We start from the raw sequence: 23,374 nt of genomic DNA, 5'->3' as shown, positions 1-23,374 counted from the left end.
ATTAAATTGCTGATTGATCGATTCCTTCAACCGTAGCCGTTGAGCGGCCTTTTACACGACCAGTCTTCATCAATCCGTCGTAATGACGCATCAACAAATGACTTTCGATCTGCTGAAGGGTATCCAACACCACCCCCACTAGAATCAACAGTGATGTGCCTCCGTAGAAGTGCGCAAACTGGTTGTTCACGCCAAACTTACCCGCCAATGCCGGCATGATCGCGATGAACGCAATAAACACGGCACCTGGAAAAGTAATCCTTGAAATCACATTGTCTATAAAAGTGTTGGTGTCGTAGCCCGGTTTTATACCGGGGATAAAACCACCATTTTTCTTCATATCCTCAGACATCTGCTGCGGGTTGACCATAATCGCTGTATAAAAAAACGTGAAAGCAATAATCAATACGGCAAACGTTACATTATAAGCTACTGAAGTATAGTCCCGAAGCGCAAACAGGAAGTCTGACTGTAAATTTGGAAAAAACTGCGATAAAGCCATTGGCAAGAACATAATAGCCTGCGCGAAAATGATCGGCATAACACCCGCAGCATTCACCTTCAGTGGAATGTACTGACGGACACCTCCGACTTGCTTGTTTCCGACAATCTTCTTCGCATACTGTACAGGAACCTTACGAATACCCTGCACTACCAGAATAGCAAAGATGACGACAAAAAATAAGGCTACAAACTCTAATAGCAACGGGATAGGTCCACCACCGCTTGGGCTCATTCGCGACCCCCATTCGGCTACGATACCGGCAGGAAGTTGTGCAATGATGCCCGCCATAATGATCAACGAAATTCCGTTTCCAATCCCTTTATCGGTAATTTTTTCACCGAGCCACATCACAAACAAAGTACCTGCAGTCAATACGATGGCAGAAAGAATCGTAAACATCGGCTCAGCAAGCGTTTTAGCCTCTGCCGGAACCTGGGTTTTCACATAAGCAACAGCTTGTACCAAGGTGATAGCCAATGTTAGATACCGCGTAATCTGTGTCATCTTTTTACGACCAGACTCGCCTTCTTTCTGCATTTTCTGAAATGCAGGAACCGCAATCCCCAATAATTGAACAACGATCGATGCAGAGATATAAGGCATCACGCCCAAAGCAAATATTGCTGAACGCGAGAACGAACCGCCAGCGAACATATTGATCAAATCCAATATGCTGTTGCCATCGTTGCTCTTAGCGCCTAATGCATCGGGATTGACACCTGGTAGAACCACGTGACAACCGATACGGTAGATTAGAAGAAGAAGTAAAGTCGTAATGATACGATTACGTAAATCTTCGATTTTCCATATATTGGTTAAGGTTGTGATTAGTTTCTTCATGTAATATTAAAGTTTTACGATAGAACCACCTGCAGCTTCAATAGCGGCTTGTGCCGAAGCAGAGAACGCGTGTGCACTCACTTCCACTTTAGCTGTGAACTCGCCACGACCTAAGATCTTGATCAAGTCATTTTTAGAAGCCAGGCCATGAAGACGTAATGCTTCGAAATCGATAACCGTTAAATTGTGTTTCGCTACCAAAGCCTGAAGAACATCTAAGTTTACGCCTACATATTCAACACGGTTGATATTCTTGAAACCAAATTTAGGCACACGACGTTGAAGCGGCATCTGACCACCTTCGAAACCAATCTTCGTGGATGTACCCGAACGTGAACCAGCTCCTTTGTGACCACGTGTTGAAGTACCACCACGGCCAGAACCTTGACCTCTACCAATACGCTTCTTGTTTTTTACAGAACCTTTAGCTGGTTTTAAATTACTTAAATTCATTTTGTTTAAGATTGTGTTACGCCTTCGCTCTCACTAAACAGGTCGTAACGATTAAAAATAGAAATAATAAACGGGAATGGAAAGAGCCGTAACGACTCTTTCCATGTCCAATTAAATAGTTTCGATAGCTACCAAGTGGTTTACTTTTCTAACCATACCAATGATGGCTGGAGTAGCTTCAATTTCTACTGAGTGGTTGATACGTTTCAATCCTAAGGCCTCAATAGTTTTCTTTTGGCGCTCGCTTCTGTCGATAACGCTCTTTATCTGGGTGATTTTTATTTTTGCCATGATAATTAACCGTTAAATACTTTGTTTAAATCGACGCCGCGGTTCTGAGCTACCGTGTATGCATCACGAAGATTTCCCAACGCATCGATGGTCGCTTTTACCACGTTGTGTGGATTGGACGAACCTAAAGATTTTGCCAATACGTCTTTGATACCAGCACTTTCCAGGACAGCACGCATAGCACCACCCGCAAGTACCCCTGTACCGTGTACTGCAGGTTGAACCAACACACGTCCACCAGAATACTTACCGTATTGCTCGTGAGGCACGGTACCATTGATGATCGGAACTTTAATCAAGTTCTTCTTTGCATCATCGATACCTTTTGTGATCGCCTCGGTTACCTCTTTCGCTTTTCCAAGACCGTATCCCACGATACCGTTTTCATCGCCCACAACAACGATAGCAGAAAAACTGAAGGTACGACCACCTTTGGTCACTTTCGCCACCCGTTGGATGCTTACTAAGCGATCTTTTAACTCGATTTCGCTTGATTTTACTCTTTTTATATTGCTTAATGCCATGTTTTTCTTGATTAAAAGTCTAAACCGCCTTCGCGAGCACCTTCAGCCAATGATTTTACACGGCCATGGTATAAGTACCCATTACGGTCAAAAACTACTTTGCTAATTCCTGCTGCAACTGCTTTTTCTGCCACCAACTTACCGACCGCTTTAGACTGGTCTATCTTCGTTCCAGACGCTGCGAATTCTTTTGAAATCGAGGACGCCGACACGAGAGTCTTACCATTTGTATCGTCGATAATTTGTGCATAGATACCTTTGTTGCTTCTGAAAACAGATAACCGTGGACGTTCAACCGATCCAGCAAGGCTTTTTCTGATTCCTTTTTTGATTCGCTCTCTGCGAGATGTTTTATTTGCTGCCATGGTTATTATTTTTTAGCTGATTTACCTGCTTTTCTTCTCAAAATTTCACCCGCAAACTTAACACCTTTACCTTTGTAAGGTTCTGGTTTACGGAAGCTACGGATTTTTGCGGCAACCTGACCGATCAATTGTTTATCCGCAGATTCCAAAACGATCGTCGGGTTTTTACCTTTTTCAGCCGTAGTTGATACGGTAATTTCCTTTGGCAACACGAAAACAATCGGGTGAGAGAAACCTAGGGTTAGCTCTAATGTATTTCCCGTGTTCGAAGCACGGTAACCTACACCCACCAATTCTTGCGTAGTTTTGTAACCTTCTGTAACACCTACAACCATATTATTGATCAAGGCGCGGTACAATCCATGTAACGCTTTGTGTTTCTTCTGTTCAGTAGGACGTGTTACGACAATATTACCTTCTTCTTGTTGAACGGTAATGTCACGATCTACTTGTTGCGTTAATTCGCCCTTTGGCCCTTTAACCGTAACCAGATTTTTATCTGACACAGTAATCGTTACTCCCGAGGGAATAGCGATAGGCGCTTTTCCAATTCTTGACATTCTTTTGTGTTTTTACCTAGATTAATAAACGTAACATAAAACCTCACCACCTACGTTCTGTAGACGAGCCTCTTTATCTGTCATTACCCCTTTAGAAGTGGACAGGATAGCGATACCCAAACCATTCAAAACGCGCGGCATGTTTTCCACACTTGCATACTTTCTTAAACCAGGTTTACTCACACGTGTCAACGTACGAATAGCCGGAATTTTGCTAACGGGATGGTATTTCAAAGCGACTTTGATAGACCCTTGAGGTCCTTCTTCCTCGAATTTGTAGTTAGCAATATAACCTTTGTCGAAAAGAACTTTGGTGATCTCTTTTTTAAGGTTCGATGCAGGAATTTCAACAACCCTGTGGTTGGCCTTGATGGCATTCCTTACTCGTGTAAGGTAATCCGCTATTGGATCTGTATTCATTAGATATTAAATTATGACAATGGTTTCCTGAACTAACCTAAATCCCGGACCTGTTGTCTGTACATAAAATTTGCGATACAAAAAAACCCGATAAACCCATTGCGGGTTTATCCGGGCAAAAGTAATTTATTTTTTCCTGATTACCAAGAAGCTTTTTTCACTCCTGGGATCTTACCGTCTAGTGCCATCTCGCGAAATGTAACACGAGAGATACCAAACTGGCGCATATATCCTCTCGGACGACCAGTTAATTTACAACGGTTGTGCAAACGTACCGGTGAAGCATTCTTTGGTAATTTGTCTAGCGCTGCATAATCGCCCGCCGCTTTCAAAGCAGCACGCTTTTCTGCAAACTTAGCTACCAATTTTTGACGCTTTACTTCACGCGCTTTTAATCCTTCTTTAGCCATTGTTGTTTGTGTTTTGATTTTTGAATGGTAAACCGAACTGTTTCAATAACTCCAATGCTTCGATATCATTACCTGCAGAAGTTACGAACGTAATATCCATACCTTGGATCTTGTTGATCTTGTCGATGTTGATTTCCGGAAAAATGATCTGCTCGGTGATACCCAAGTTATAGTTACCTCTTCCATCAAAGCCTTTGTCGTTAATACCACGGAAATCGCGGATACGAGGCAACGATACAGCGATCAAACGGTCAAGAAATTCGTACATATTGTTGTCACGTAATGTTACGCGCGCACCAACAGGCATTCCTTTACGCAATTTGAAGTTGGAGATATCCTTTTTTGACTTGGTCGAAACCGCTTGTTGTCCCGTGATCAACGTCAGTTCGGAAACCGCGTTATCGATCAGCTTTTTATCAGCAGTAGCAGCACCAACACCTTGAGATACTACGATTTTTTCCAGTTTAGGAACTTGCATAACGCTCTTATACTGGAATTTTTCTTTAAGCGCCGTACGGATTTCTTCCGCATATTTCGCTTTTAATCTTGGTACGTAAGTCATTATTTAATTTCCTCCCCTGATTTTTTTGCGTAACGAACAATTTTGCCATCCGCATTCACGCGACGCCCAACGCGAGTAGTCTCGCCAGTTTTGGGATCGATCAATGCTAGATTAGAAATGGTGATGGCAGCTTCTTTCTCGATGATACCACCATTAGGATTAGCTGCGCTTGGTTTGGTGTGCTTTTTAACGATGTTAGCGCCTTCCACGACAGCTCTGTTAGCATCCACCAAAATTTGCAACACTTTTCCTTGCTTACCTTTAGAGTTACCAGCGATAACTTTCACTAAATCACCTTTTTTGATTTTGATTTTGTGCGTTGTTTTTGTTTTCTGTGCCATAATTATAAAACCTCCGGTGCTAGTGATACAATTTTCATGAACTGTTTCTCACGCAACTCACGAGCCACAGGCCCGAAAATACGCGTTCCGCGTGGTTCATCATTATTATTCAACAATACTGCAGCATTGTCGTCGAATCGGATGTAAGAACCGTCTTTACGACGGATTTCCTTCTTCGTGCGAACAACTACCGCTTTGGAAACCGACCCTTTTTTTACGTTTCCTGAAGGTATAGCGCTTTTTACGGTAACAACAATCTTATCACCGATAGATGCGTAACGCTTACGCGTACCGCCCAATACGCGGATTACTAAAACTTCTTTAGCTCCAGAGTTGTCGGCCACATTTAATCTTGATTCCTGTTGTACCATTATTTAGCCCTTTCTAAAATTTCAACCAATCTCCAGTTTTTTGTCTTACTCAGCGGACGAGTCTCCATAATTAATACCGTGTCGCCGATACCGCAGGTATTTGTTTCGTCATGAGCTTTAAATTTAGTAGTTTTTTTCACGAATTTCCCGTAAATAGGGTGTTTAACCTTACGTTCAACCGTTACTACGATAGACTTATCCATCTTGTTGCTAACTACTAAGCCGATTCTTGTTTTTCTTAAATTTCTTTCCATTTCGACTTTACGTTTTACGCCTCAGAGGCTGTTTCCTGTGATTTTGCTTCGTTTTTACGCTTAGAAACTTCCGTCGCGATGCGAGCGATGTTTCTACGCGCCGTTTTAATAACGTTCGGGTTTTCCACAGCAGAAACAGCATGTGCAAATTTCAACTTGTTAAGGGCAGCTTTCTCTTCTTTAAGACGAGCTGTAAGTTCCTCTTGTGATAATTCGATGATTTCTGAATTTTTCATTTTCTTTCAGTTTGTGCAGGGTTATCAATGCTGTTTATAAGGTGCCTTGTGGGTAACGGCCACAAGGCTAAACGATTGACATTACCAGCGATTTTTATGCTTCTACGTAATCTCTACGTATAACAAACTTAGTTTGAACCGGCAATTTTTGAGCAGCTAAACGTAGTGCTTCTTTGGCAATTTCCAAAGGCACACCTTCTGCTTCAAATAACATACGGCCTGGACGCACTACGGCTACCCAGTATTCTGGAGCTCCCTTACCTTTACCCATACGTACCTCTGCAGGTTTTTTGGTAACAGGCTTGTCAGGGAAAATACGGATCCACACTTGACCTTCACGTTTCATGTAACGTGTTACGGCGATACGTGCTGCCTCAATTTGGCGACTCGTGATCCATGCTGGCTCCAGTGACTTGATACCGAAAGAACCGAAAGCTAAATCCGCTCCACGAGAAGCGTTACCTTTCATACGGCCTTTCTGCATCTTTCTGAACTTTGTTCTTTTTGGCTGTAACATGTTCGTATTTTATTTAATCCGCCTTCCGGCGGATAGCTATTGTAATCTATTAAACTTATTATCCTCTGTTTGAACCACCACGGTTGTTTCCGCCACGGTTGTTGTTTCCGCCACGGTTGTTTCCGCCACGTCCACCTTTACGGTTATCGCGTTCACGACGCTCGCCACCTTCATTGCCACCACGCGTTTTCGTGTTCGAAGTTTGTCCGATGTTAGGAGAAAGATCACGTTTACCGTAAACCTCACCTTTACAGATCCAAACTTTAACACCGATCTTACCGTAGGTGGTCAATGCTTCAGCTAGTGCGTAATCGATATCAGCACGTAATGTATGCAGGGGAGTTCTTCCCTCTTTGTACTGCTCGGTACGTGCCATCTCGGCACCACCCAAACGGCCTGAACACATTACTTTGATACCTTCAGCGCCCATACGCATTGTGGATGCGATGGTTGTTTTCATTGCACGACGGAATGAAATACGCGCCTCAAGTTGTTTCGCGATACCTTCTGCTACCAACTTGGCATCCAACTCGGGGCGTTTGATCTCGAAAATGTTGATTTGAACGTCTTTTTTCGTCAATTTCTTCAACTCTTCTTTGATCTTGTCAACCTCTTGACCACCTTTACCGATAACGATACCTGGACGTGCCGTGTGGATAGTAACCGTGATGCGTTTTAAAGTTCTTTCGATAACAACTTTTGCCACGCCACCTTTTGCGATACGTACAGAAAGATATTTTCTAATTTTTTCGTCCTCAACTAACTTATCAGAATAGTTGTTGCCTCCGAACCAGTTAGAATCCCATCCTTTGATGATACCTAATCTGCTACCTATTGGATTTGCTTTTTGTCCCATTCTTATTTTAAATTAGTTGTTAACGTTGTTTAAACTGTCTACTACCAAAGTTACGTGGTTTGAACGCTTGCGAATTCTGTAACCGCGACCTTGTGGAGCCGGGCGCAATCTTTTCAATTGACGACCACCACCTACAGATACCTCTTTGACAAATAGCGAGCTATCTTCTAAAGAAGCGCCTTCGTTGCTCGCTTCCCAGTTTTTGATAGCTGACAGTAATAATTTCTCAACACGAGCTGCGGCCTCTTTACCGGTGTGTTTCAAGATGTAAAGAGCGGTCTCTACTTTCTCGCCACGGATAAGATCTACCACTAAACGCATTTTACGAGGCGAAGTAGGGCAGTTCAATAACTTGGCAGTAGAAGCTCCTCCTACTTGAGCTTTTGCCTGCTCTTTACGCTGTCTGATAAGGACAGACTTTTTGAGTTTTTTTGTTGCTTCCATTACCTAATTATTTTTTCTTTTCTGCGTGGCCTTTGAATGTACGCGTAGGCGCAAATTCACCAAGCTTGTGACCAACCATATTTTCTGTTACATAAACAGGGATAAATTTATTCCCGTTGTGCACTGCGAAGGTATGGCCAACAAAATCAGGTGAAATCATTGATCTGCGAGACCAAGTTTTGATAACTGATTTTTTGTTTGTTTCATTCATAGAAAGAACTTTTCTCTCTAAGTTGTGATCGATATAAGGACCTTTTTTAATTGAACGAGCCATTATTTTTTCCTTCTCTCAATGATGTAACGATTCGATGTTTTCTTCTTGTAACGTGTTTTGAAGCCTTTAGCCAACACACCTGTGCGTGAACGTGGGTGACCTCCGGAAGTACGGCCTTCACCACCACCCATTGGGTGATCTACCGGGTTCATGGCGACACCACGAACGCGAGGGCGACGACCTAAGTGGCGTTTACGACCCGCTTTACCTAACACTTGGTTTGCTTTCTCTGCATTGGATACGGAACCAATTGTTGCCACACAAGTCAACAAGATCATACGAGTCTCACTTGAAGGCAATTTGATGATGGCATACTTACCGTCACGGGCTGACAATTGCGCGTATGTTCCTGCAGAACGTGCAATTGAACCTCCTTGTCCGGGGTTCAATTCAATGTTATGAATAATGGAACCTAACGGAATGTTAGCAAGTGGCAAGGTATTACCAACCTCTGGGGCTACTTTATCACCCGCAATCACTGTTTGTCCAACGGTTAAACCAGCAGGAGCTACAATGTAGCGCTTCTCGCCATCTGCGTAGTGCAACAAGGCAATACGAGCAGTACGGTTTGGATCGTACTCGATGGTAGCTACTTTTGCGGGGATGTCTTTTTTATCGCGTTTGAAATCTATTAATCGGTATGATTTTTTGTGTCCCCCACCGATGTAACGCATAGTCATTTTACCGGATTTATTACGACCGCCTGATCTTTTGTTGCTGCCTACTACCAACGACTTTTCAGGAACGTTTGTAGTAATATCAGAGTAGTCTGCGCCTACTCTGAAACGCGTACCAGGGGTAACCGGTTTGAATCTTTTAACTGCCATTTCTTATTATAGTGTACTGTAAAAGTCAATAGTTTCGCCATCTTTCACCGTGATGATGGCTTTTTTATACTTAGGGCTTCTCCCAGAAACGAAACCTGCTTTTGTGTAACGGCTTTTTGCTTTACCAGCTACAACCGCAGTGTTTACTGCCAACACAGTTACACCGAACATTTCTTCAACAGCTTGTTTGATCTGGATCTTGTTAGCTCTGTGGTCAACCTTGAAAGAGTAACGGTTTAACTTCTCCGTTAACAACGAAGCTTTCTCAGTCAAGATAGGTTTTTTGATAATTTCCATATTACTTAGCGAATGCTTCCTCCAAAGTTTTAACAGAATCTGCAGTTAACAAAATTTTCGTAGCGTTCAACACATCGTATGTGTTCAAATCTGAAGCTGCGATCACTTTTGCTTTCTTCAAGTTCCTGCTTGATAAATAAACATTGTTATCGTATGCTGGCAAAACCAATAAGGTTTTTTCGTCAGCAACGTTCAACGCATTGATCAAAGACACATAGTTTTTAGTTTTAATGGATTCGAAGCTCACCGCGTCTAACACCAAAATATTGTTTTCTTGTGCTTTGTAGCTCAATGCTGATTTACGCGCCACCTGCTTTAATTTTTTGTTCAATTTAAAGCTGTAGTCACGTGGTTGAGGACCGAATACACGACCACCACCATTAAACAATGGAGATTTGATAGAGCCCGCACGAGCACCACCAGTACCTTTTTGTTTGTGTAATTTGCGCGTAGAACCCGCGATTTCGTTACGTTGTTTAGATTTGTGAGTTCCTTGGCGTTGGTTCGCTAAGTATTGTTTCACATCCAAATAGATCGCATGGTCGTTAGGCTTTACACCGAATACTGACTCAGGCAGTTGCACCTTGGCACCTGTTTCTTTACCTGATAAATTTAATACGTTAACTTCCATCTCTACTATTTGTCTACGATTACATATGAACCTTTAGCTCCTGGAATGGAACCACTAACAACGATTAGGTTTTGATCAGCGTAAACTTTCAAAATCTGTAAGTTTTGAACTTTCACTCTGTCACCACCTGTACGACCCGCCATCCGCATTCCTTTGAATACGCGTGAAGGCCAAGAAGAAGCACCCAATGAACCTGGAGCACGTAGCCTGTTGTGCTGACCGTGGGTCGCACCACCTACACCACCAAATCCGTGACGCTTCATTACACCTTGGAAACCCTTACCTTTGGAAGTACCGACTACGTCAACGTACTCGCCTTCAGCAAAAATAGTTACATCCACGATGTCACCTAGTTGTTTCTCATCTTCGAAAGTTTTGAATTCAACTAGCTTACGCTTAGGAGTCACGCCCGCTTTTGCGAAGTGTCCTTTTAAAGGCGCTGTTGTGTTCTTTTCTTTGGCATCATCATAGCCAAGTTGAAAAGCCGCATAGCCATCCTTCTCTACCGTACGTATATGCGTTACCACGCACGGCCCAGCCTCAATTACTGTACAAGGGATATTCTTCCCTTCCGCATCGAACAGGCTGGTCATTCCTACTTTTTTACCAATAATTCCTGACATGTTATAAATAAAATTAATTAAACGTCCTTCGAAGCAGTAGGGCTTCGCTCAAGACACAATTTCCCCTAAGGGACTGCAAAGGTAAAGTATTTTTTGTAACTATCAAATAATTAGTGTATTATTTTTTTAGGATCGATAACGCACAACGCAGACATGTGTTTGGCAAATTAGGTATGGGCAAGTTGGCAATCGTCATGATTGCAAAGCCTTCCTACATATCGAAACAACACCGACCCAACGACGACGGTGAAAGCAGCGGCGTGTTGGTGATCCATAGACGTTTCACGGGAAAACCCCCTGCTGCGGCATTACCAAATAACATAGGGCACTTAGCTTAGGACATATTAAAATTCCTATGCCACCTTAAAGATCAGGATGTAACCGGAAGCCCTTCCAATAGACGCTGGTATCTGATCAATGCTTCCACATAATAATAATCAGCGTAGGTTAAGGGAACATCCACTTCCGAGTTCGCTGGAAGTGAACCCACGCTATGCTGGAGAATGAACCCTCCATTAGATCCTAACGGCGCTAAATACGGTTCTTTGGAAAGGCTTTCGATGATAAGCTCTGCAGCGCGTAAATATTTAATAGCCTCTTCTTCCGATACATATTGTGACAACTCCAACAAAGCTGAGGCATTCAGTGCGCCTGCCGAAGCATCGCGCAGATCTCGCCGTGCGAAAGTTCGCGCTGAGGGATCAACCTTATCTTTGTCAAAATCCCAATAAGGAATAAGGTCAGATGGCATCGCCGGATGGGTTAAAATAAACTGTGCCACATGTTCTGCCTGCTCTAGATACTGCTTATCGCCAGTCTCTCGAAACATCATCGTATAGCCATACAACGCCCAAGATTGGCCTCTCGCCCATGAAGATTCATCGAAAGCTCCTTGATGGGTTTTCTTTGCCAACACATGTCCGGTCTGTGGATCGTAATCTGTAACGTGGTAGGAGCTGTAGTCTTCGCGAAAATGGTTCATCAACGTAGTATTGGCATGTGTAACAGCAATATCGGCGAAGCGATGGTCGTTCGTGATCTTCGACATTTTCATCAAGAATTCCAGATTCATCATATTGTCGATGATAACAGGATATCGCCATGGCTTGTGATCCCACGAGCGAATGGTATTTGTCACACTACTGAATCGGGAGGCCAAGGATTCGGCACCTGTTGTCAATATATCCCTATAACGGGCAGAATCGTGCGTCAATCGTAGCGCGTTACCGAAACTACAGTAAAGCATAAATCCCAGGTCGTGTGTACCTTTGTTGAACTTTTCCTTTTCTAGGGGCTCCAACTTTTCAAGAGCCAGCCGCAACAATTCCTGTTTGTGTGTTCCTTCGTAAAGATACAATAAGGTGCCTGGATAAAACCCTGAGCACCACCAATCTGAATTAGAAAAATGATGCTGTCCGGCTTCGAAAGTCCGAGGAAACTGACTGGCGGGCGTATGTGCCGCAAGGGTTAAAATCTGCGAAGAGGCATGCTGAAGCTGCGCGCTTATGAATTTCTGTTGTAGCCGCAAAGGCGCGACAACTTGCGAGAATACAACATCTGTCGTAGCGATGAAGAAAAAGGTAATAAGGGATATTATACGCATATTGATTAGCTTTTCAAGTTAAATATATGCCTTTTTAGTCCATTCAACAAGTACCGCCACGGACAGACACGGAGCGATAACGTTTTCTAAACGAATACAATCGATTGCTTAGATTTTTTTGTCGACGATTTTGTTACGCCATGGTCACATAAAAAACACCGCACATTTTCCATTGTGCGGTGTTTCAAGATCTGTACTGCAGCGTTGTTAATATTGCCCAGTATTTAACATCACAAGCGTGCACGCTTCGATACTCGAAATCCCCGCCGCACTAAGCTTCGAACGCAGCTCTTCGTTTTCTGTTCCGGGATTAAAGATGACGCGTTTGGGTTTTGTCTGTAAGATATAATCGTAATATGGAGGTTGATTTTGTGGGCCTACATATAGTGTGATCGTGTCAATATCGGTATGGGGTTCGCCAGCATTTTCTATCTCCACACCCGCCACCGCGCCTACTTTACGTCCGACGTTGACAATTGGATACCCTTTTCGTGCCAGCTTATTGGCTACTAGATAAGAATATCTTGCTGGATTGGTACTTGCCCCTAAAATAAGTGTCTTTTTCATAACCTTCTTTAAAATTAATTAACGATAAAATCGCCATTTGCATTATATGCATTTTGTCTCAAAATAGGCATTTTAAGGATCTTATACAAATCGTCCAACTTCACTAAACTTCCGTTAGCCATATTGGAAAGGAGCACGATGGTAATATCGTGCGTCAAATCCCGCACATATAAGTTACGGAAACCATGCCACCAGCCAGTATGGTAGACAATTTGGGCATCTTTCGGAGAGAACGTACGCCAACCATAACCGTAACTAAAAAGACTGCGTTTGGCGTCGCTGCGCGGTACGTAAGCGGAATCGAGCAGGGCTTTATCCAGCAAACGCCCCTGTTTTAAAGCGATGTCCAGCATAAACAGGTCTTGTACCGTACTGTAAATACCTTTATCCCCTACTGGACCATCTAGAAAATTCTGAACAACAGATCTGCGCCATACTTTGTCATGGCCGATGACATTGGTCGGTATCTTTTCATACACCGCTTTGGAGAGCACCGCCGTATGCTTCATGCCAGCCGGATCAAATATGGTTTCTTTCATATACACACCAAAATCCTTACCTGTTATTTGTTCGATAATCGAGGCAAGGACCATAAAGTTAGAATTGTTATACAAAAAACGACCATCTGGCGCACCATAACGTGCGGGTTTATGCTCCGCAAGCAGCTTCATGGCATCTTTGTTGCTCATCGCCTTCTTCTTGTCCGGCCAAACATCCTCTGCAAAATATACATAGTTTGGAAGCCCGCTTCGATGACTAAGCAGCATTTTAATGGTCACCCCAGGATAAGGGAAGTCCGGAAAAAAATCATTTACAGTCTGATCAAGCCGCAGCTTACCTTGCTCAACAAGTTTTAATGTCCCTAAAGCCGTTAACGGTTTCGAAAGCGATGCAAGCTCAAACTTAGAATGGATGTCCAAGCTATCTTTGAGCAGATAATCTGCCCAACCAAACGTATTTTGGTAGACAATCTTCCCGCCCTTTGCTACCAATACCGCCCCATTGAATGCTGATTTCTTGTGCAACTTCTGCATGAAAGCATCAATTTCCTTATCGGCATTCGCCGAATCGTAGACTAAGGCTATGCTATCCTTCTCAACTTGCTTTTGTATGATTTCCTTTTGCTTTGCTTCTGGTGATGAACAGGCCACCAAACCTAAACATACAGCTATATATGCTGCGCCTAAAAATTTTATGCTCACTACGCTCTCTCGTATATATGATTTACAGTATTAATCCAGAATGATCCAAAATAGCACTTATTAACAGAAAAGTCAATAAAAAACAAAACTCTATATTCGTTGCGACTAAATTTTTACAGCTTCGATTTTGTACGATATAATAAAAAAAAGCACTTTGGATGGACCAAAGTGCTTCTTTATACTTCGTTATTTATCTAGGCCAGCAAACGGATAGGCGCTTCCAACAAACCTTTTAATGTCTGTAGGAACGCTGCTCCTGTTGCACCATCCACGACGCGGTGGTCGCAGCCCAACGTTAATTTCATGATATTGCCCGGTACAATGGCTCCATCTTTCACGACAGGAATCTGTTGAATGGCTCCCACAGAAAGGATAGCTCCATCTGGCGAGTTGATAATCGACGTAAACTCGTCGATACCGAACATACCTAAGTTGGAAACGGTGAAGGTAGAACCTTCCCAATCAGCAGGCTGTAATTTCTTTGCTTTTGCTTTTTGTCCGTATTCTTTAACTTCCGCAGAAATATGGGAAAGTGATTTACCATCTGCAAAACGTACTACAGGTACCAATAAACCATCTTCTACCGCCATAGCAACACCTACATTTACGTGCTCATTGAAACGGATCTTATCCCCTCTCCAAGAAGAATTAACAGCAGGATGTTGCTTCAAGGCAACAGCAACCGCTTTGATCACGATATCGTTGAAAGACACCTTAACCGGTGCTACCGTATTGATTTGGCCACGTGCAGCAATAGCATTGTCCATATCGATAGAAATCGTCAAATAGAAGTGAGGCGCGGTAAACAACGACTCACCTAAACGACGTGCAATGGTTTTACGCATTTGCGAAATACCCTGCTCGGTATATTTTTCTTCGCCGATAAATTGTGGCAAAGTAATGGATTTTGTCTCCGTAGCCGGAGCTGCCGATTCGGCCGCTGCTTTTGGTACCTCCGCCTTCGAAGGCACAAAACCCTCCACATCTTTCTTCACGATACGCCCACCATCAGCAGATCCCTTAACCTCATTTAAGTTGATGCCTTTATCCTTCGCAATTTTACGCGCCAATGGAGATGCCTTCACACGGCTATCATCATCACCTGCTTTTGCTTCGGTAGATACTTGCTCCTCCTTGGTATCCGTAGCCTTCTCTTTATTATCCGTCGCTTTCTCCGCTTTCGCTTTTGGCGCTGAGCCAGAAGACTTCTGTTTCAAAAGGGGTGCAACATCTGTTCCCGCAGGCCCTACAATCGCAATAATATCATTTACCTTCGCTGCTTGACCTGCTTCAACACCAATATGCAAGAGCGTACCTTCCGCGTAGGCGGTAACCTCCATCGTGGCTTTGTCGGTTTCTACGTCCGCGATCGCATCGTCAGACTTGATGGCATCCCCCACTTTAAAGTTCCATTGGGCGATTACCCCCTCCGTCATGGTGTCGCTCAATAGTGGCATGGTAATAACCGTGCAGTCTAAATCCTCGGCCGACACATCGCTGTCTGCGCCTGATTCCGATTCATTCTTATCTTCCACAGCCGTTTCAGCGGTTTTCTCTTCTTTCGGCTCATCTTTGCCTGCTGCCTCGTCGCCATCCAAAAGCGCTTGGTAATCTTCGCCCTCTTCACCCAAAACAGCAATAACCGCGTCAATAGCGACGGCTTCACCTTCTTTAGGTCCGATGTACAATAAGGTACCTTCTTGGTAAGACTCAAAGTCCATCGTCGCTTTATCGGTTTCCACTTCGGCGATCAAATCCCCTGAGCTTACTTTATCACCGACTTTCTTGTGCCATTTAGCGATCACCCCTTCGGTCATGGTGTCACTCATTTTCGGCATTTTTACTACTTCAGCCATTTGTATAGTAGATTATATCTTTAAGTTAAAGTAATTCGAATTAATTAGTCCATTATAAAAGGATAGTCCTCTTGCACATAGACATCTTTGTAGATTTCAGAAGCATCTGGATAAGGAGATTCTTCTGCAAATTTAACAGAATCCTCTACAATTTTCTTGATCTCTGCATCCACTTCTGCAAACCAAGCGTCATCTGCGTATTTGTTTTCTACGATAGCCGCTTTGGTAGACAACAATGGATCTCTACCTTTAAATTCTTCCAACTCCTCTTTGGTACGGTATTTTGCTGGATCGGACATCGAGTGTCCTTTGTACCGGTATGTACGGATCTCTAAGAATGTTGGTCCTTCACCTGCGCGTGCACGTTGCACAGCTTCGTCCATCGCATTATGAACGGCAACCACGTCCATCCCGTCTACTGGAGCACTAGGCATATCAAAGCCATGTCCCATTTTGTAGATATCCATCATATTGGTTGTACGCGCGACGGACGTACCCATAGCGTATCCATTATTTTCGCAAACGAAAATAACAGGAAGTTTCCAGGTCATCGCCATATTGAGCGTCTCGTTGAAAGCACCTTGACGTACAGCGCCATCCCCCATGTAGCATATATTCACATTCGTATTGCCTAAATATTTCTCCGCAAATGCAATACCCGCACCCAACGGAATCTGACCGCCCACGATACCGTGGCCACCCATCATTTTATGCTCCTTGGAGAAAAAGTGCATCGAGCCCCCCTTGCCTTTCGAACATCCTGTGATTTTTCCAAACATCTCTGCCATACATGCATCTGCTGAAACACCCTTTGCCAATGCATGTGCGTGATCTCTGTAGGCTGTAATAACGGAATCCTCAGGTTTAATAACCGACATCGTGCCCGCCATAACAGCTTCTTGACCGATGTATAAGTGACAAAAACCACGGATTTTTTGCTGCCCGTATAACTGTCCTGTCTTCTCTTCGAATTTACGCATAAGCAGCATAGATCTATACCACTCTAGATATGTTTCTTTTGTTATAGGTGTTGAACTCATTTCAAAGTATTGAATTTCTTTACTAATACGACCACAAATCTAATCATTTATTACGATATTTCGGACAAAATAAAGGGAGGAAATGGCGCTTTTTTGTCAAAATAGTGTTTCATCAGATACTTTCATTTTCAAAAAAATATCGCTTAGCCTACCTCTTTCTGCAACATGTTTAGCAGCTCCTCTCTGCGCACTTTGCTTTGTTCACCTGTACGCATATCCTTTAGCGAAAGATTGCCAGACGTCATCTCTTCTTCACCCACCAACAATACATACGGAATCTTTTTTTCATCCGCATAGCCCATCTGCTTTTTTAATTTTAAAGCCGCCGGATAAAGTTCTGCCGCGATACCTACCGCGCGAAGGTCTGCTAAAAGACGAAGCGTGAAAGGCTCGATAGACTTGTCAAAATTCACCAACAAAAGCTGTGTTGTAGTCGCTGAAGACGAAGGAAAGCGGTTCAGCTCCTCTAAAACATCGTAAATACGGTCCGCACCAAAAGAAACGCCCACGCCAGTCAGTTCTTTTCCACCAAACATACCCGTCAAATCGTCATATCGACCACCGCCACCGATACTTCCCATCGCGACCTCATTGGTCTTGACCTCAAAGATACAACCCGTATAATAATTCAACCCTCGGGCTAAGGTAATATCGACTTCTACGTGCTTTTCGATAACATTTGCGGCACCAAAAGCATCCAGATACGCGAAAACCTCTTCCAGCTCCGCAATTCCTTCCTGTCCTTGGGGGGATGACCTTAAGATTTCTTTTAATGACGTCAACTTCTCGGCATTACTGCCTCCCAACAAAATGATAGGCTTCAACAGTGCCAAGTCATCCACGGTAAAACCACGCTCGAGCAACTCCTTGTTTACCCCATCCAAACCAATCTTGTCCAGCTTGTCAATGGCTACTGTCATATCCACGATCAACGCCGGCTTGCCAATGACCTCTGCTATTCCGCTCAAAATTTTGCGGTTATTGAGCTTAATCGTGAAATCGGTCAATCCAAGTGCTAGAAAAGCCTCGTGATAGATCAGCATGAACTCGGCTTCATTCAGCAGCGAGGGAGACCCCACCACATCTACATCGCACTGATAAAACTCGCGGTAACGTCCTCGTTGCGGGCGATCGGCGCGCCAAACCGGCTGGATTTGGAAGCGTTTGAAAGGCAGTGCTAACGCATGCTGGTGCATCACCACGTATCGTGCAAAGGGCACTGTCAAATCATACCGTAACGCTTTCTCAGAAATATGGGAGATAAGCTTATGGGCACTTTTCTGTTCCAATAAATCCGTGGGTGCTTTAGCCAGATAATCGCCCGAGTTCAAAATCTTGAAAATTAACCTATCACCTTCCTCCCCATATTTCCCAGTCAATGTAGACAGGTTCTCGAACGAAGGTGTTTGAATTTCATTGTAGCCAAACTTTTTAAATACAGACTTGAGGGTGTCAAATATATAGTTGCGCTTTTCCATCTCCAGAGGAGAGAAATCGCGGGTGCCTTTAGCTAAGGAAGGTTTGATAGTTGCCATACGGCAAAGGTAAGATATACGGACGAAAAGCGAAAGCTCAGATTACCGGGAAAACTCTTCGGTTTCGAATATTTTAAGCAATTCGCAAGCTTTCTCAGCGGCTAATTTTTCGGCACTTTTTTTATTGAAATCTCGGCCGTGTCCGCAAACCTTTCCATCGATCAAAACTTCTACATAAAATAATTTCGACGAATCACTGGGAGGATTGAGCACCTGCACAAACTGGATTTCCTTGCCATAATGTTGGCACCACTCGATAAGACGGCTTTTGAAATTCGTCTCGGTGACTTCCAACATGTGGATATCGACGTGCGGTTTGATAATACGGGTAAGCAAAAATTCGCGGGTAAATTTGTACCCCTTATCGACGTACACTGCCCCAATTACCGCTTCAAACGCATCGCCCAAGAGCGAACTCTGTTTGTTCGGATAGCTGATCATACGGGCATCATACTCCATGAATTCATTAAACCCAAGCTTGCGGGAAAGCTGGTTCAAGTTTACACGGCTTACTATTTTTGAACGCAGCTCGGTCAAAAAACCCTCGTCCTTATAAGGGTATAATTTAAAAAGCAGCTCGGCAACCACGGAGCCCAACACCGCATCTCCCAAAAACTCCAGGCGCTCGTTGCTATTTTTCACGCCATCTTTGATCGCTGTTGCGACAGACTTATGGCGAAATGCCATTTGGTACAATTTAATATTGCCCGGAACAAAACCAAGAATGTTCTTCAGTTTACGGATGTAAGCCCTGTGTGGTGAAAAATATAAGTAGTAAATCCTTGAGAAAGGCATGCTGCAACATAAATAAGCAATAGGCAGTTCCTGATCGGAACTACCTATTTCACTGTATCTAAATGATCATTTTAACTTTAGCTAAGCGTGATACTTCTTGACGATGATAGAGGCGTTATGGCCACCAAAACCAAAGGTATTGCTTAGCGCGGCATTCACCACGCGCCTTTGCGCGGTATTGAATGTAAAATTAAGATTATTATCGATTTGCGGATCATCGTTAAAATGGTTAATAGTTGGTGGCACGATATCATTTTTCACCGATAGAATGGAAGCTATTGCTTCTATCGCACCCGCTGCGCCCAACAAATGTCCCGTCATAGACTTTGTCGAGCTGATATTCAATCTGTAGGCCTGCTCACCAAATAAGTCGATGATCGCTTTCGTCTCACTGATATCACCCACTGGTGTGGATGTACCATGCACATTGATATAATCAATGTCTGTGTAGTTGAATTTAGCATCAGCGATCGCTTTACTCATAGCCAACTTCGCACCCAAACCTTCCGGATGGGAAGCGGTAATATGATAGGCATCAGCGCTCATGCCTCCCCCAGCAACCTCGGCATAGATCTTTGCGCCACGTGCCAGTGCATGTTCTAAACTCTCCAAAATAATGGCACCGGAACCTTCACCGGAAACAAAACCGTCTCTGTCCTTATCAAACGGGCGTGAAGCCGTAGTTGGATCGTCATTTCTTGTCGATAGCGCGTGCATGGCATTGAAGCCTCCAATGCCCGCCTCGTTCACTGTCGCTTCTGATCCTCCCGTGATGATGATATCAGCCATCCCCATACGAATATAATTGAACGCGTCGATCATCGCATTGGTAGAGGAAGCACAGGCTGAAACGGCTGAAAAGTTCGGCCCACGCAAACCATGGCGCATCGAGATATGCCCGGGAGCAATGTCTACGAGCATCTTAGGAATAAAGAATGGATTGAAACGCGGTGTACCATCGCCTTTGGCGTAGGTTGCCACCTCATCCAAAAAAGTTTTTAGACCACCGATTCCCGAACCCCAAATTACACCAATGCGATTGGTATCCAACTGGTCAAATTGCAGTTCAGCATCTTTGACCGCCTCATCTGTGGAAGCTATTGCATACTGAACAAAAGGATCGACTTTGCGAGCCTCTTTACGATCCATAAAATCATGTGGATCAAATCCCTTCACTTCACAAGCGAATTGGGTCTTAAATTTTGATGCATCGAAATGCGTAATAGGAGCAGCACCACTTACACCATTAACCAAACCGTCCCAGTATGCTGAGACCGTATTGCCTAGTGGTGTAAGAGCGCCTAACCCTGTTACAACTACTCTTTTAAGCTCCATTAAATATGTTTGGCCTAATAAATTAGTTACTAACGTTCTTTTCTAAGTAAGAGATAGCTTGACCTACAGTACTGATGTTTTCAGCTTGGTCGTCAGGAATAGCTACGTTAAATTCTTTTTCGAATTCCATGATCAACTCAACTGTATCAAGTGAGTCTGCACCTAAATCATTCGTGAATGAAGCTTCTGGTGTCACTTCGTTTTCGTCTACACCTAACTTTTCAACGATAATTGCTTTTACTCTTGATGCGATATCTGACATGATTTTATAGTTTAATTGTTTAATAAATCTGTGCAAAGAAAAATAAATTTCCCCAAATATCAAACCTTTTTGGATTGAAGATTTGAAATAAGAACGTTTTTATGCGGGCTTTGTTTTAAAAACAGGCGCTATTAGCCCCTTATCCAATATTAATAATTTTTTTTTTAGCATCCAAGAACTTTGTTCAACATTAGTTTTTACGTATAAAATTGGCGGAGCTTGCGTATTTTTTCCTATTTTCGATCTTAACTATTACAGGTGTGAGTACGATAAAAAAACAGGTAACGCTCGATTTAGACTTCGATTTGGAGTTGGATTTCGTGTTGGTGGGCATCAGCACCGCTCTGCGCGATTACCGCCTTTGCCATTTTATCTACAAATGCACGGGCTTGGCTTTTCGACGCGGAAAAGAAGACTATGTTGACCATAAAGGCTATCTCAAGGAAAAGGAAAAAGATGAAATGGATTACCATATCATTTTCGAAAAAACCAGGCAGCGCGGTTTGATCAAACATTATTTTACAATATATCGATATTGTGACATAAATTTTGAGTTTGAATTTTATCTGCTCAATAACCGAAGCATCGAAGGCAGTCTATTGGTACCTGAGCTACCCAATTTTGATTATTTTTTAATGATCAAGCACTATATTGATACGGAAGACCTCCGCCTGCTCTTGGAAGAGCTTAAAGGAATCAATGAGGTGATGTTGACAAAAGAATTAGACCCCACCTCATTGAAATCCAAAGAAAATCTTATATTTTAGCACTTTAACGATAGCAAAGTGTAAATTTTACACATTAGTAAACCTAACTTAAAAACAGATTGCTATTTTTGCGTCACAAGTTTTACACAAACGAACATACATTAATAAAATATTGTAAATGAATAAGATTCAAAAAAGGACAAAAATCGTTGCCACACTTGGTCCAGCATCGTCGGACAAAACCATATTGACCAATTTGATTGCCAAAGGTGTGGATGTTTGTCGGCTGAACTTCTCGCACGGAAGTCAGGAAGACCATTTAAAAGTGATCAATACCATCAAAGAAATCAATAGTGAGCATCCCTTCAATGTCGGTATTCTAGCAGATTTGCAGGGACCAAAAATCCGTATTGGGAAAATGAAAGAAGGCGGGGCGGTATTGATCAACGGCTCCGAAGTCGAGATGACGACCGAAGAGCTTATTGGTGATGAAAACCGCATATATATTACCTATGAGAATTTCCCGAACGACGTAAAAGAAGGCGAGATTATCCTTTTGGATGATGGGAAACTGCAATTGCGCGTGCTATCTACCAACCACAAGGACTCGGTAAAATGCGAAGTTGTGCACGGCGGGGTCCTTACATCACGTAAGGGTGTCAACCTTCCCAACACCAAAGTATCTATCCCCTCCCTGACAGAGGAAGATCTAGACAACCTTAATTTTGCATTGGACCACGGCGCAGATTGGATTGCCATGTCCTTCGTACGTTCTGCCGAGGATATTTACCAGTGTAAGGAAATTATCAAAGCGAAGGGCAGCCATGCCCTGGTTATCGCGAAGGTTGAAAAACCGGAAGCCATTGACAATATCGATGCGATTATCGAAGCGACGGATGCGGTAATGGTCGCTCGTGGAGACCTTGGCGTGGAGATGCCTATGGAGGAAGTTCCGGGCCTACAAAAGATGATCGTACAGAAATGCCGTGACCTGTCCAAGCCGGTTATCATTGCCACACAAATGTTGGAGAGCATGATTACCACCCCACGTCCTACGCGTGCAGAAGTTAACGACGTGGCCAACTCGGTACTAGATGGCGCGGACGCCGTTATGCTGAGTGGCGAGACATCTGTGGGCGAATTCCCGGAAATTGTCATCGAAACCATGGCAAAGATTATTACGCATGTCGAGCAGACTTCCTATCCTTATTACAGCAGTAAATCAAGTGTACATGTCACTAAAACCCGTATCCCGGATGCAATCTGCGGATCATCGATTCACTTAGCTGCGAGTACAGAAGCTTCTGCTATCGCTGTCATGACTTCTTCCGGATATACAGCTTTTGAGATTTCAAGCTACCGCCCCAATGCAGATATCTACGTTTTCACCGGAAACAAGAATTTGCTTAACCTCTTAAGCCTCGTTTGGGGTGTGCGCGTGTTTATCTACGAGAAATTTGAAAGCACGGACGGAACAATACAAGATGTGAACACATTGTTGAAAGAAAACAATTTGGTTACCTCTGGACAAATCGTTATCAACACATCATCAACGCCGTTGCATGAAAAAGGAAGAACGAACACGATTCGTGTTTCCGAAGTTAAATAACGACCATAGCGGTTACGAGCTAGGCTATTTCAGCCGGTAACAACAAGGAGCTTTTCCAAAGAAAAAGCTCCTTGTTCCTTTTTATCCCTCTTTTTTCCTACGCAATGCCTAAAACGGTAATCTTTCCAAGCGTGGCGTCCAGCCAAATGAACCCCAATTTAAAACATTGTTTACCTTCCAAAGCTTCATAAACGGGTCATACACGGCTTTGTATCAAAGCTATTACATCTTTCTATTTAACATTAATTTACTCTATTTCTTC

At 43.4% G+C, this 23,374-nt stretch carries 33 protein-coding genes; 3 read left to right on the top strand and 30 right to left on the bottom strand.

The genetic code is table 11. The features are described from left to right. Position 1: 1 nt before the first annotated feature. The 21 genes from secY to rplC form a co-directional block, all read right to left on the bottom strand. A complete protein-coding gene (gene secY, locus IE165_RS11050) occupies positions 2–1,345 on the bottom strand; it encodes a preprotein translocase subunit SecY (protein WP_189626674.1) in 1,344 nt (447 codons plus the stop codon). Positions 1,346–1,351: 6 nt separating this feature from the next. Further along, positions 1,352–1,798, bottom strand: a complete 447-nt coding sequence (gene rplO, locus IE165_RS11045; protein WP_189626673.1) for a 50S ribosomal protein L15 — start codon at positions 1,796–1,798, stop codon at positions 1,352–1,354. A 111-nt stretch (positions 1,799–1,909) separates the two neighbouring features. Then, entirely contained in the window at positions 1,910–2,089 is a 180-nt protein-coding gene (gene rpmD / locus IE165_RS11040) for a 50S ribosomal protein L30 (RefSeq protein ID WP_189626672.1), read from the bottom strand. 5 nt (positions 2,090–2,094) lie between these two features. Continuing rightward, positions 2,095–2,613 carry a 30S ribosomal protein S5 gene (gene rpsE / locus IE165_RS11035; RefSeq protein WP_189626671.1) on the bottom strand — a complete coding sequence of 173 codons (519 nt, stop codon included), beginning with the start codon at positions 2,611–2,613 and terminating at the stop codon, positions 2,095–2,097. 11 nt (positions 2,614–2,624) lie between these two features. Continuing rightward, entirely contained in the window at positions 2,625–2,978 is a 354-nt protein-coding gene (rplR, locus tag IE165_RS11030; RefSeq protein ID WP_189626670.1) for a 50S ribosomal protein L18, read from the bottom strand. Between the two features lie 5 nt (positions 2,979–2,983). Next, on the bottom strand, positions 2,984–3,538 hold the full coding sequence (gene rplF / locus IE165_RS11025; protein WP_189626669.1) for a 50S ribosomal protein L6: 555 nt from the start codon (positions 3,536–3,538) through the stop codon (positions 2,984–2,986). Positions 3,539–3,559: 21 nt separating this feature from the next. Next, a complete protein-coding gene (rpsH, locus tag IE165_RS11020; RefSeq protein WP_189626668.1) occupies positions 3,560–3,958 on the bottom strand; it encodes a 30S ribosomal protein S8 in 399 nt (132 codons plus the stop codon). Between the two features lie 140 nt (positions 3,959–4,098). Beyond that, positions 4,099–4,368, bottom strand: coding sequence for a 30S ribosomal protein S14 (gene rpsN, locus IE165_RS11015; RefSeq protein ID WP_189626667.1), 270 nt, complete (start codon positions 4,366–4,368; stop codon positions 4,099–4,101). Next, positions 4,361–4,930: a 50S ribosomal protein L5 gene (rplE, locus tag IE165_RS11010; protein WP_189626666.1), complete on the bottom strand. Its 570-nt coding sequence runs from the start codon at positions 4,928–4,930 to the stop codon at positions 4,361–4,363. The genes rpsN and rplE overlap by 8 nt, the downstream gene beginning before the upstream one ends. Next, complete coding sequence (gene rplX / locus IE165_RS11005; RefSeq protein ID WP_373297921.1) at positions 4,930–5,271, bottom strand: 50S ribosomal protein L24; 342 nt, start codon at positions 5,269–5,271, stop codon at positions 4,930–4,932. The genes rplE and rplX overlap by 1 nt, the downstream gene beginning before the upstream one ends. Before the next feature lie 2 nt (positions 5,272–5,273). Further along, entirely contained in the window at positions 5,274–5,642 is a 369-nt protein-coding gene (rplN, locus tag IE165_RS11000) for a 50S ribosomal protein L14 (RefSeq protein WP_037498951.1), read from the bottom strand. After that, on the bottom strand, positions 5,642–5,896 hold the full coding sequence (gene rpsQ, locus IE165_RS10995) for a 30S ribosomal protein S17 (RefSeq protein WP_066754754.1): 255 nt from the start codon (positions 5,894–5,896) through the stop codon (positions 5,642–5,644). The genes rplN and rpsQ overlap by 1 nt, the downstream gene beginning before the upstream one ends. Before the next feature lie 14 nt (positions 5,897–5,910). Beyond that, positions 5,911–6,132, bottom strand: coding sequence for a 50S ribosomal protein L29 (gene rpmC, locus IE165_RS10990; protein WP_189626665.1), 222 nt, complete (start codon positions 6,130–6,132; stop codon positions 5,911–5,913). A gap of 94 nt (positions 6,133–6,226) precedes the next feature. Continuing rightward, on the bottom strand, positions 6,227–6,649 hold the full coding sequence (gene rplP, locus IE165_RS10985; RefSeq protein ID WP_189626664.1) for a 50S ribosomal protein L16: 423 nt from the start codon (positions 6,647–6,649) through the stop codon (positions 6,227–6,229). A 58-nt stretch (positions 6,650–6,707) separates the two neighbouring features. Then, complete coding sequence (gene rpsC / locus IE165_RS10980) at positions 6,708–7,505, bottom strand: 30S ribosomal protein S3 (protein WP_189626663.1); 798 nt, start codon at positions 7,503–7,505, stop codon at positions 6,708–6,710. A 12-nt stretch (positions 7,506–7,517) separates the two neighbouring features. Further along, positions 7,518–7,949, bottom strand: a complete 432-nt coding sequence (gene rplV, locus IE165_RS10975; RefSeq protein ID WP_189626662.1) for a 50S ribosomal protein L22 — start codon at positions 7,947–7,949, stop codon at positions 7,518–7,520. A 7-nt stretch (positions 7,950–7,956) separates the two neighbouring features. Beyond that, on the bottom strand, positions 7,957–8,223 hold the full coding sequence (rpsS, locus tag IE165_RS10970; protein WP_037498931.1) for a 30S ribosomal protein S19: 267 nt from the start codon (positions 8,221–8,223) through the stop codon (positions 7,957–7,959). Further along, complete coding sequence (rplB, locus tag IE165_RS10965) at positions 8,223–9,050, bottom strand: 50S ribosomal protein L2 (RefSeq protein ID WP_189626661.1); 828 nt, start codon at positions 9,048–9,050, stop codon at positions 8,223–8,225. Before rplB ends, rpsS begins: the two co-directional genes overlap by 1 nt. A 6-nt stretch (positions 9,051–9,056) precedes the next feature. Further along, positions 9,057–9,347 (bottom strand): 50S ribosomal protein L23, encoded by a 291-nt coding sequence (gene rplW / locus IE165_RS10960; protein WP_037498924.1) that lies wholly within the window; start codon positions 9,345–9,347, stop codon positions 9,057–9,059. Position 9,348: 1 nt separating this feature from the next. After that, positions 9,349–9,978, bottom strand: coding sequence for a 50S ribosomal protein L4 (gene rplD / locus IE165_RS10955; RefSeq protein WP_189626660.1), 630 nt, complete (start codon positions 9,976–9,978; stop codon positions 9,349–9,351). A gap of 5 nt (positions 9,979–9,983) precedes the next feature. Beyond that, complete coding sequence (rplC, locus tag IE165_RS10950; RefSeq protein WP_189626659.1) at positions 9,984–10,601, bottom strand: 50S ribosomal protein L3; 618 nt, start codon at positions 10,599–10,601, stop codon at positions 9,984–9,986. Between the two features lie 155 nt (positions 10,602–10,756). On the opposite strand from rplC, the gene IE165_RS10945 reads away from it, so the two are divergent. Further along, a complete protein-coding gene (locus tag IE165_RS10945) occupies positions 10,757–10,939 on the top strand; it encodes a hypothetical protein (protein ID WP_189626658.1) in 183 nt (60 codons plus the stop codon). Between the two features lie 32 nt (positions 10,940–10,971). Here the strand turns inward: IE165_RS10945 and IE165_RS10940 are convergent, their stop codons facing one another. The 9 genes from IE165_RS10940 to IE165_RS10900 form a co-directional block, all read right to left on the bottom strand. Next, entirely contained in the window at positions 10,972–12,204 is a 1,233-nt protein-coding gene (locus IE165_RS10940; protein WP_189626657.1) for a glycoside hydrolase family 88 protein, read from the bottom strand. A gap of 207 nt (positions 12,205–12,411) precedes the next feature. Continuing rightward, positions 12,412–12,771, bottom strand: coding sequence for a CoA-binding protein (locus IE165_RS10935; protein ID WP_189626656.1), 360 nt, complete (start codon positions 12,769–12,771; stop codon positions 12,412–12,414). Between the two features lie 14 nt (positions 12,772–12,785). Continuing rightward, on the bottom strand, positions 12,786–13,973 hold the full coding sequence (locus IE165_RS10930; protein WP_229826511.1) for a serine hydrolase domain-containing protein: 1,188 nt from the start codon (positions 13,971–13,973) through the stop codon (positions 12,786–12,788). 194 nt (positions 13,974–14,167) lie between these two features. Further along, complete coding sequence (locus tag IE165_RS10925; protein ID WP_189626655.1) at positions 14,168–15,829, bottom strand: dihydrolipoyl dehydrogenase family protein; 1,662 nt, start codon at positions 15,827–15,829, stop codon at positions 14,168–14,170. Positions 15,830–15,873: 44 nt separating this feature from the next. After that, complete coding sequence (pdhA, locus tag IE165_RS10920; RefSeq protein WP_189626654.1) at positions 15,874–16,869, bottom strand: pyruvate dehydrogenase (acetyl-transferring) E1 component subunit alpha; 996 nt, start codon at positions 16,867–16,869, stop codon at positions 15,874–15,876. Positions 16,870–17,012: 143 nt separating this feature from the next. Next, complete coding sequence (gene hisS / locus IE165_RS10915; RefSeq protein WP_189626653.1) at positions 17,013–18,404, bottom strand: histidine--tRNA ligase; 1,392 nt, start codon at positions 18,402–18,404, stop codon at positions 17,013–17,015. A 42-nt stretch (positions 18,405–18,446) separates the two neighbouring features. Further along, a complete protein-coding gene (rnc, locus tag IE165_RS10910; RefSeq protein WP_189626652.1) occupies positions 18,447–19,199 on the bottom strand; it encodes a ribonuclease III in 753 nt (250 codons plus the stop codon). Positions 19,200–19,280: 81 nt separating this feature from the next. Then, complete coding sequence (gene fabF / locus IE165_RS10905) at positions 19,281–20,534, bottom strand: beta-ketoacyl-ACP synthase II (RefSeq protein WP_189626651.1); 1,254 nt, start codon at positions 20,532–20,534, stop codon at positions 19,281–19,283. Between the two features lie 22 nt (positions 20,535–20,556). Further along, on the bottom strand, positions 20,557–20,796 hold the full coding sequence (locus tag IE165_RS10900; RefSeq protein ID WP_189626650.1) for an acyl carrier protein: 240 nt from the start codon (positions 20,794–20,796) through the stop codon (positions 20,557–20,559). Between the two features lie 260 nt (positions 20,797–21,056). Here IE165_RS10900 and IE165_RS10895 point away from each other — a divergent pair, with 260 nt between their 5' ends. Then, on the top strand, positions 21,057–21,563 hold the full coding sequence (locus IE165_RS10895; RefSeq protein ID WP_229826510.1) for an IPExxxVDY family protein: 507 nt from the start codon (positions 21,057–21,059) through the stop codon (positions 21,561–21,563). A gap of 118 nt (positions 21,564–21,681) precedes the next feature. Then, positions 21,682–23,112 carry a pyruvate kinase gene (gene pyk / locus IE165_RS10890; RefSeq protein WP_189626649.1) on the top strand — a complete coding sequence of 477 codons (1,431 nt, stop codon included), beginning with the start codon at positions 21,682–21,684 and terminating at the stop codon, positions 23,110–23,112. Positions 23,113–23,374: the final 262 nt, after the last annotated feature.

The organism is Sphingobacterium griseoflavum, assembly GCF_014653155.1.
GTDB lineage: Bacteria > Bacteroidota > Bacteroidia > Sphingobacteriales > Sphingobacteriaceae > Sphingobacterium > Sphingobacterium griseoflavum.
This window is presented reverse-complemented; position numbering and strand designations above follow the sequence as displayed.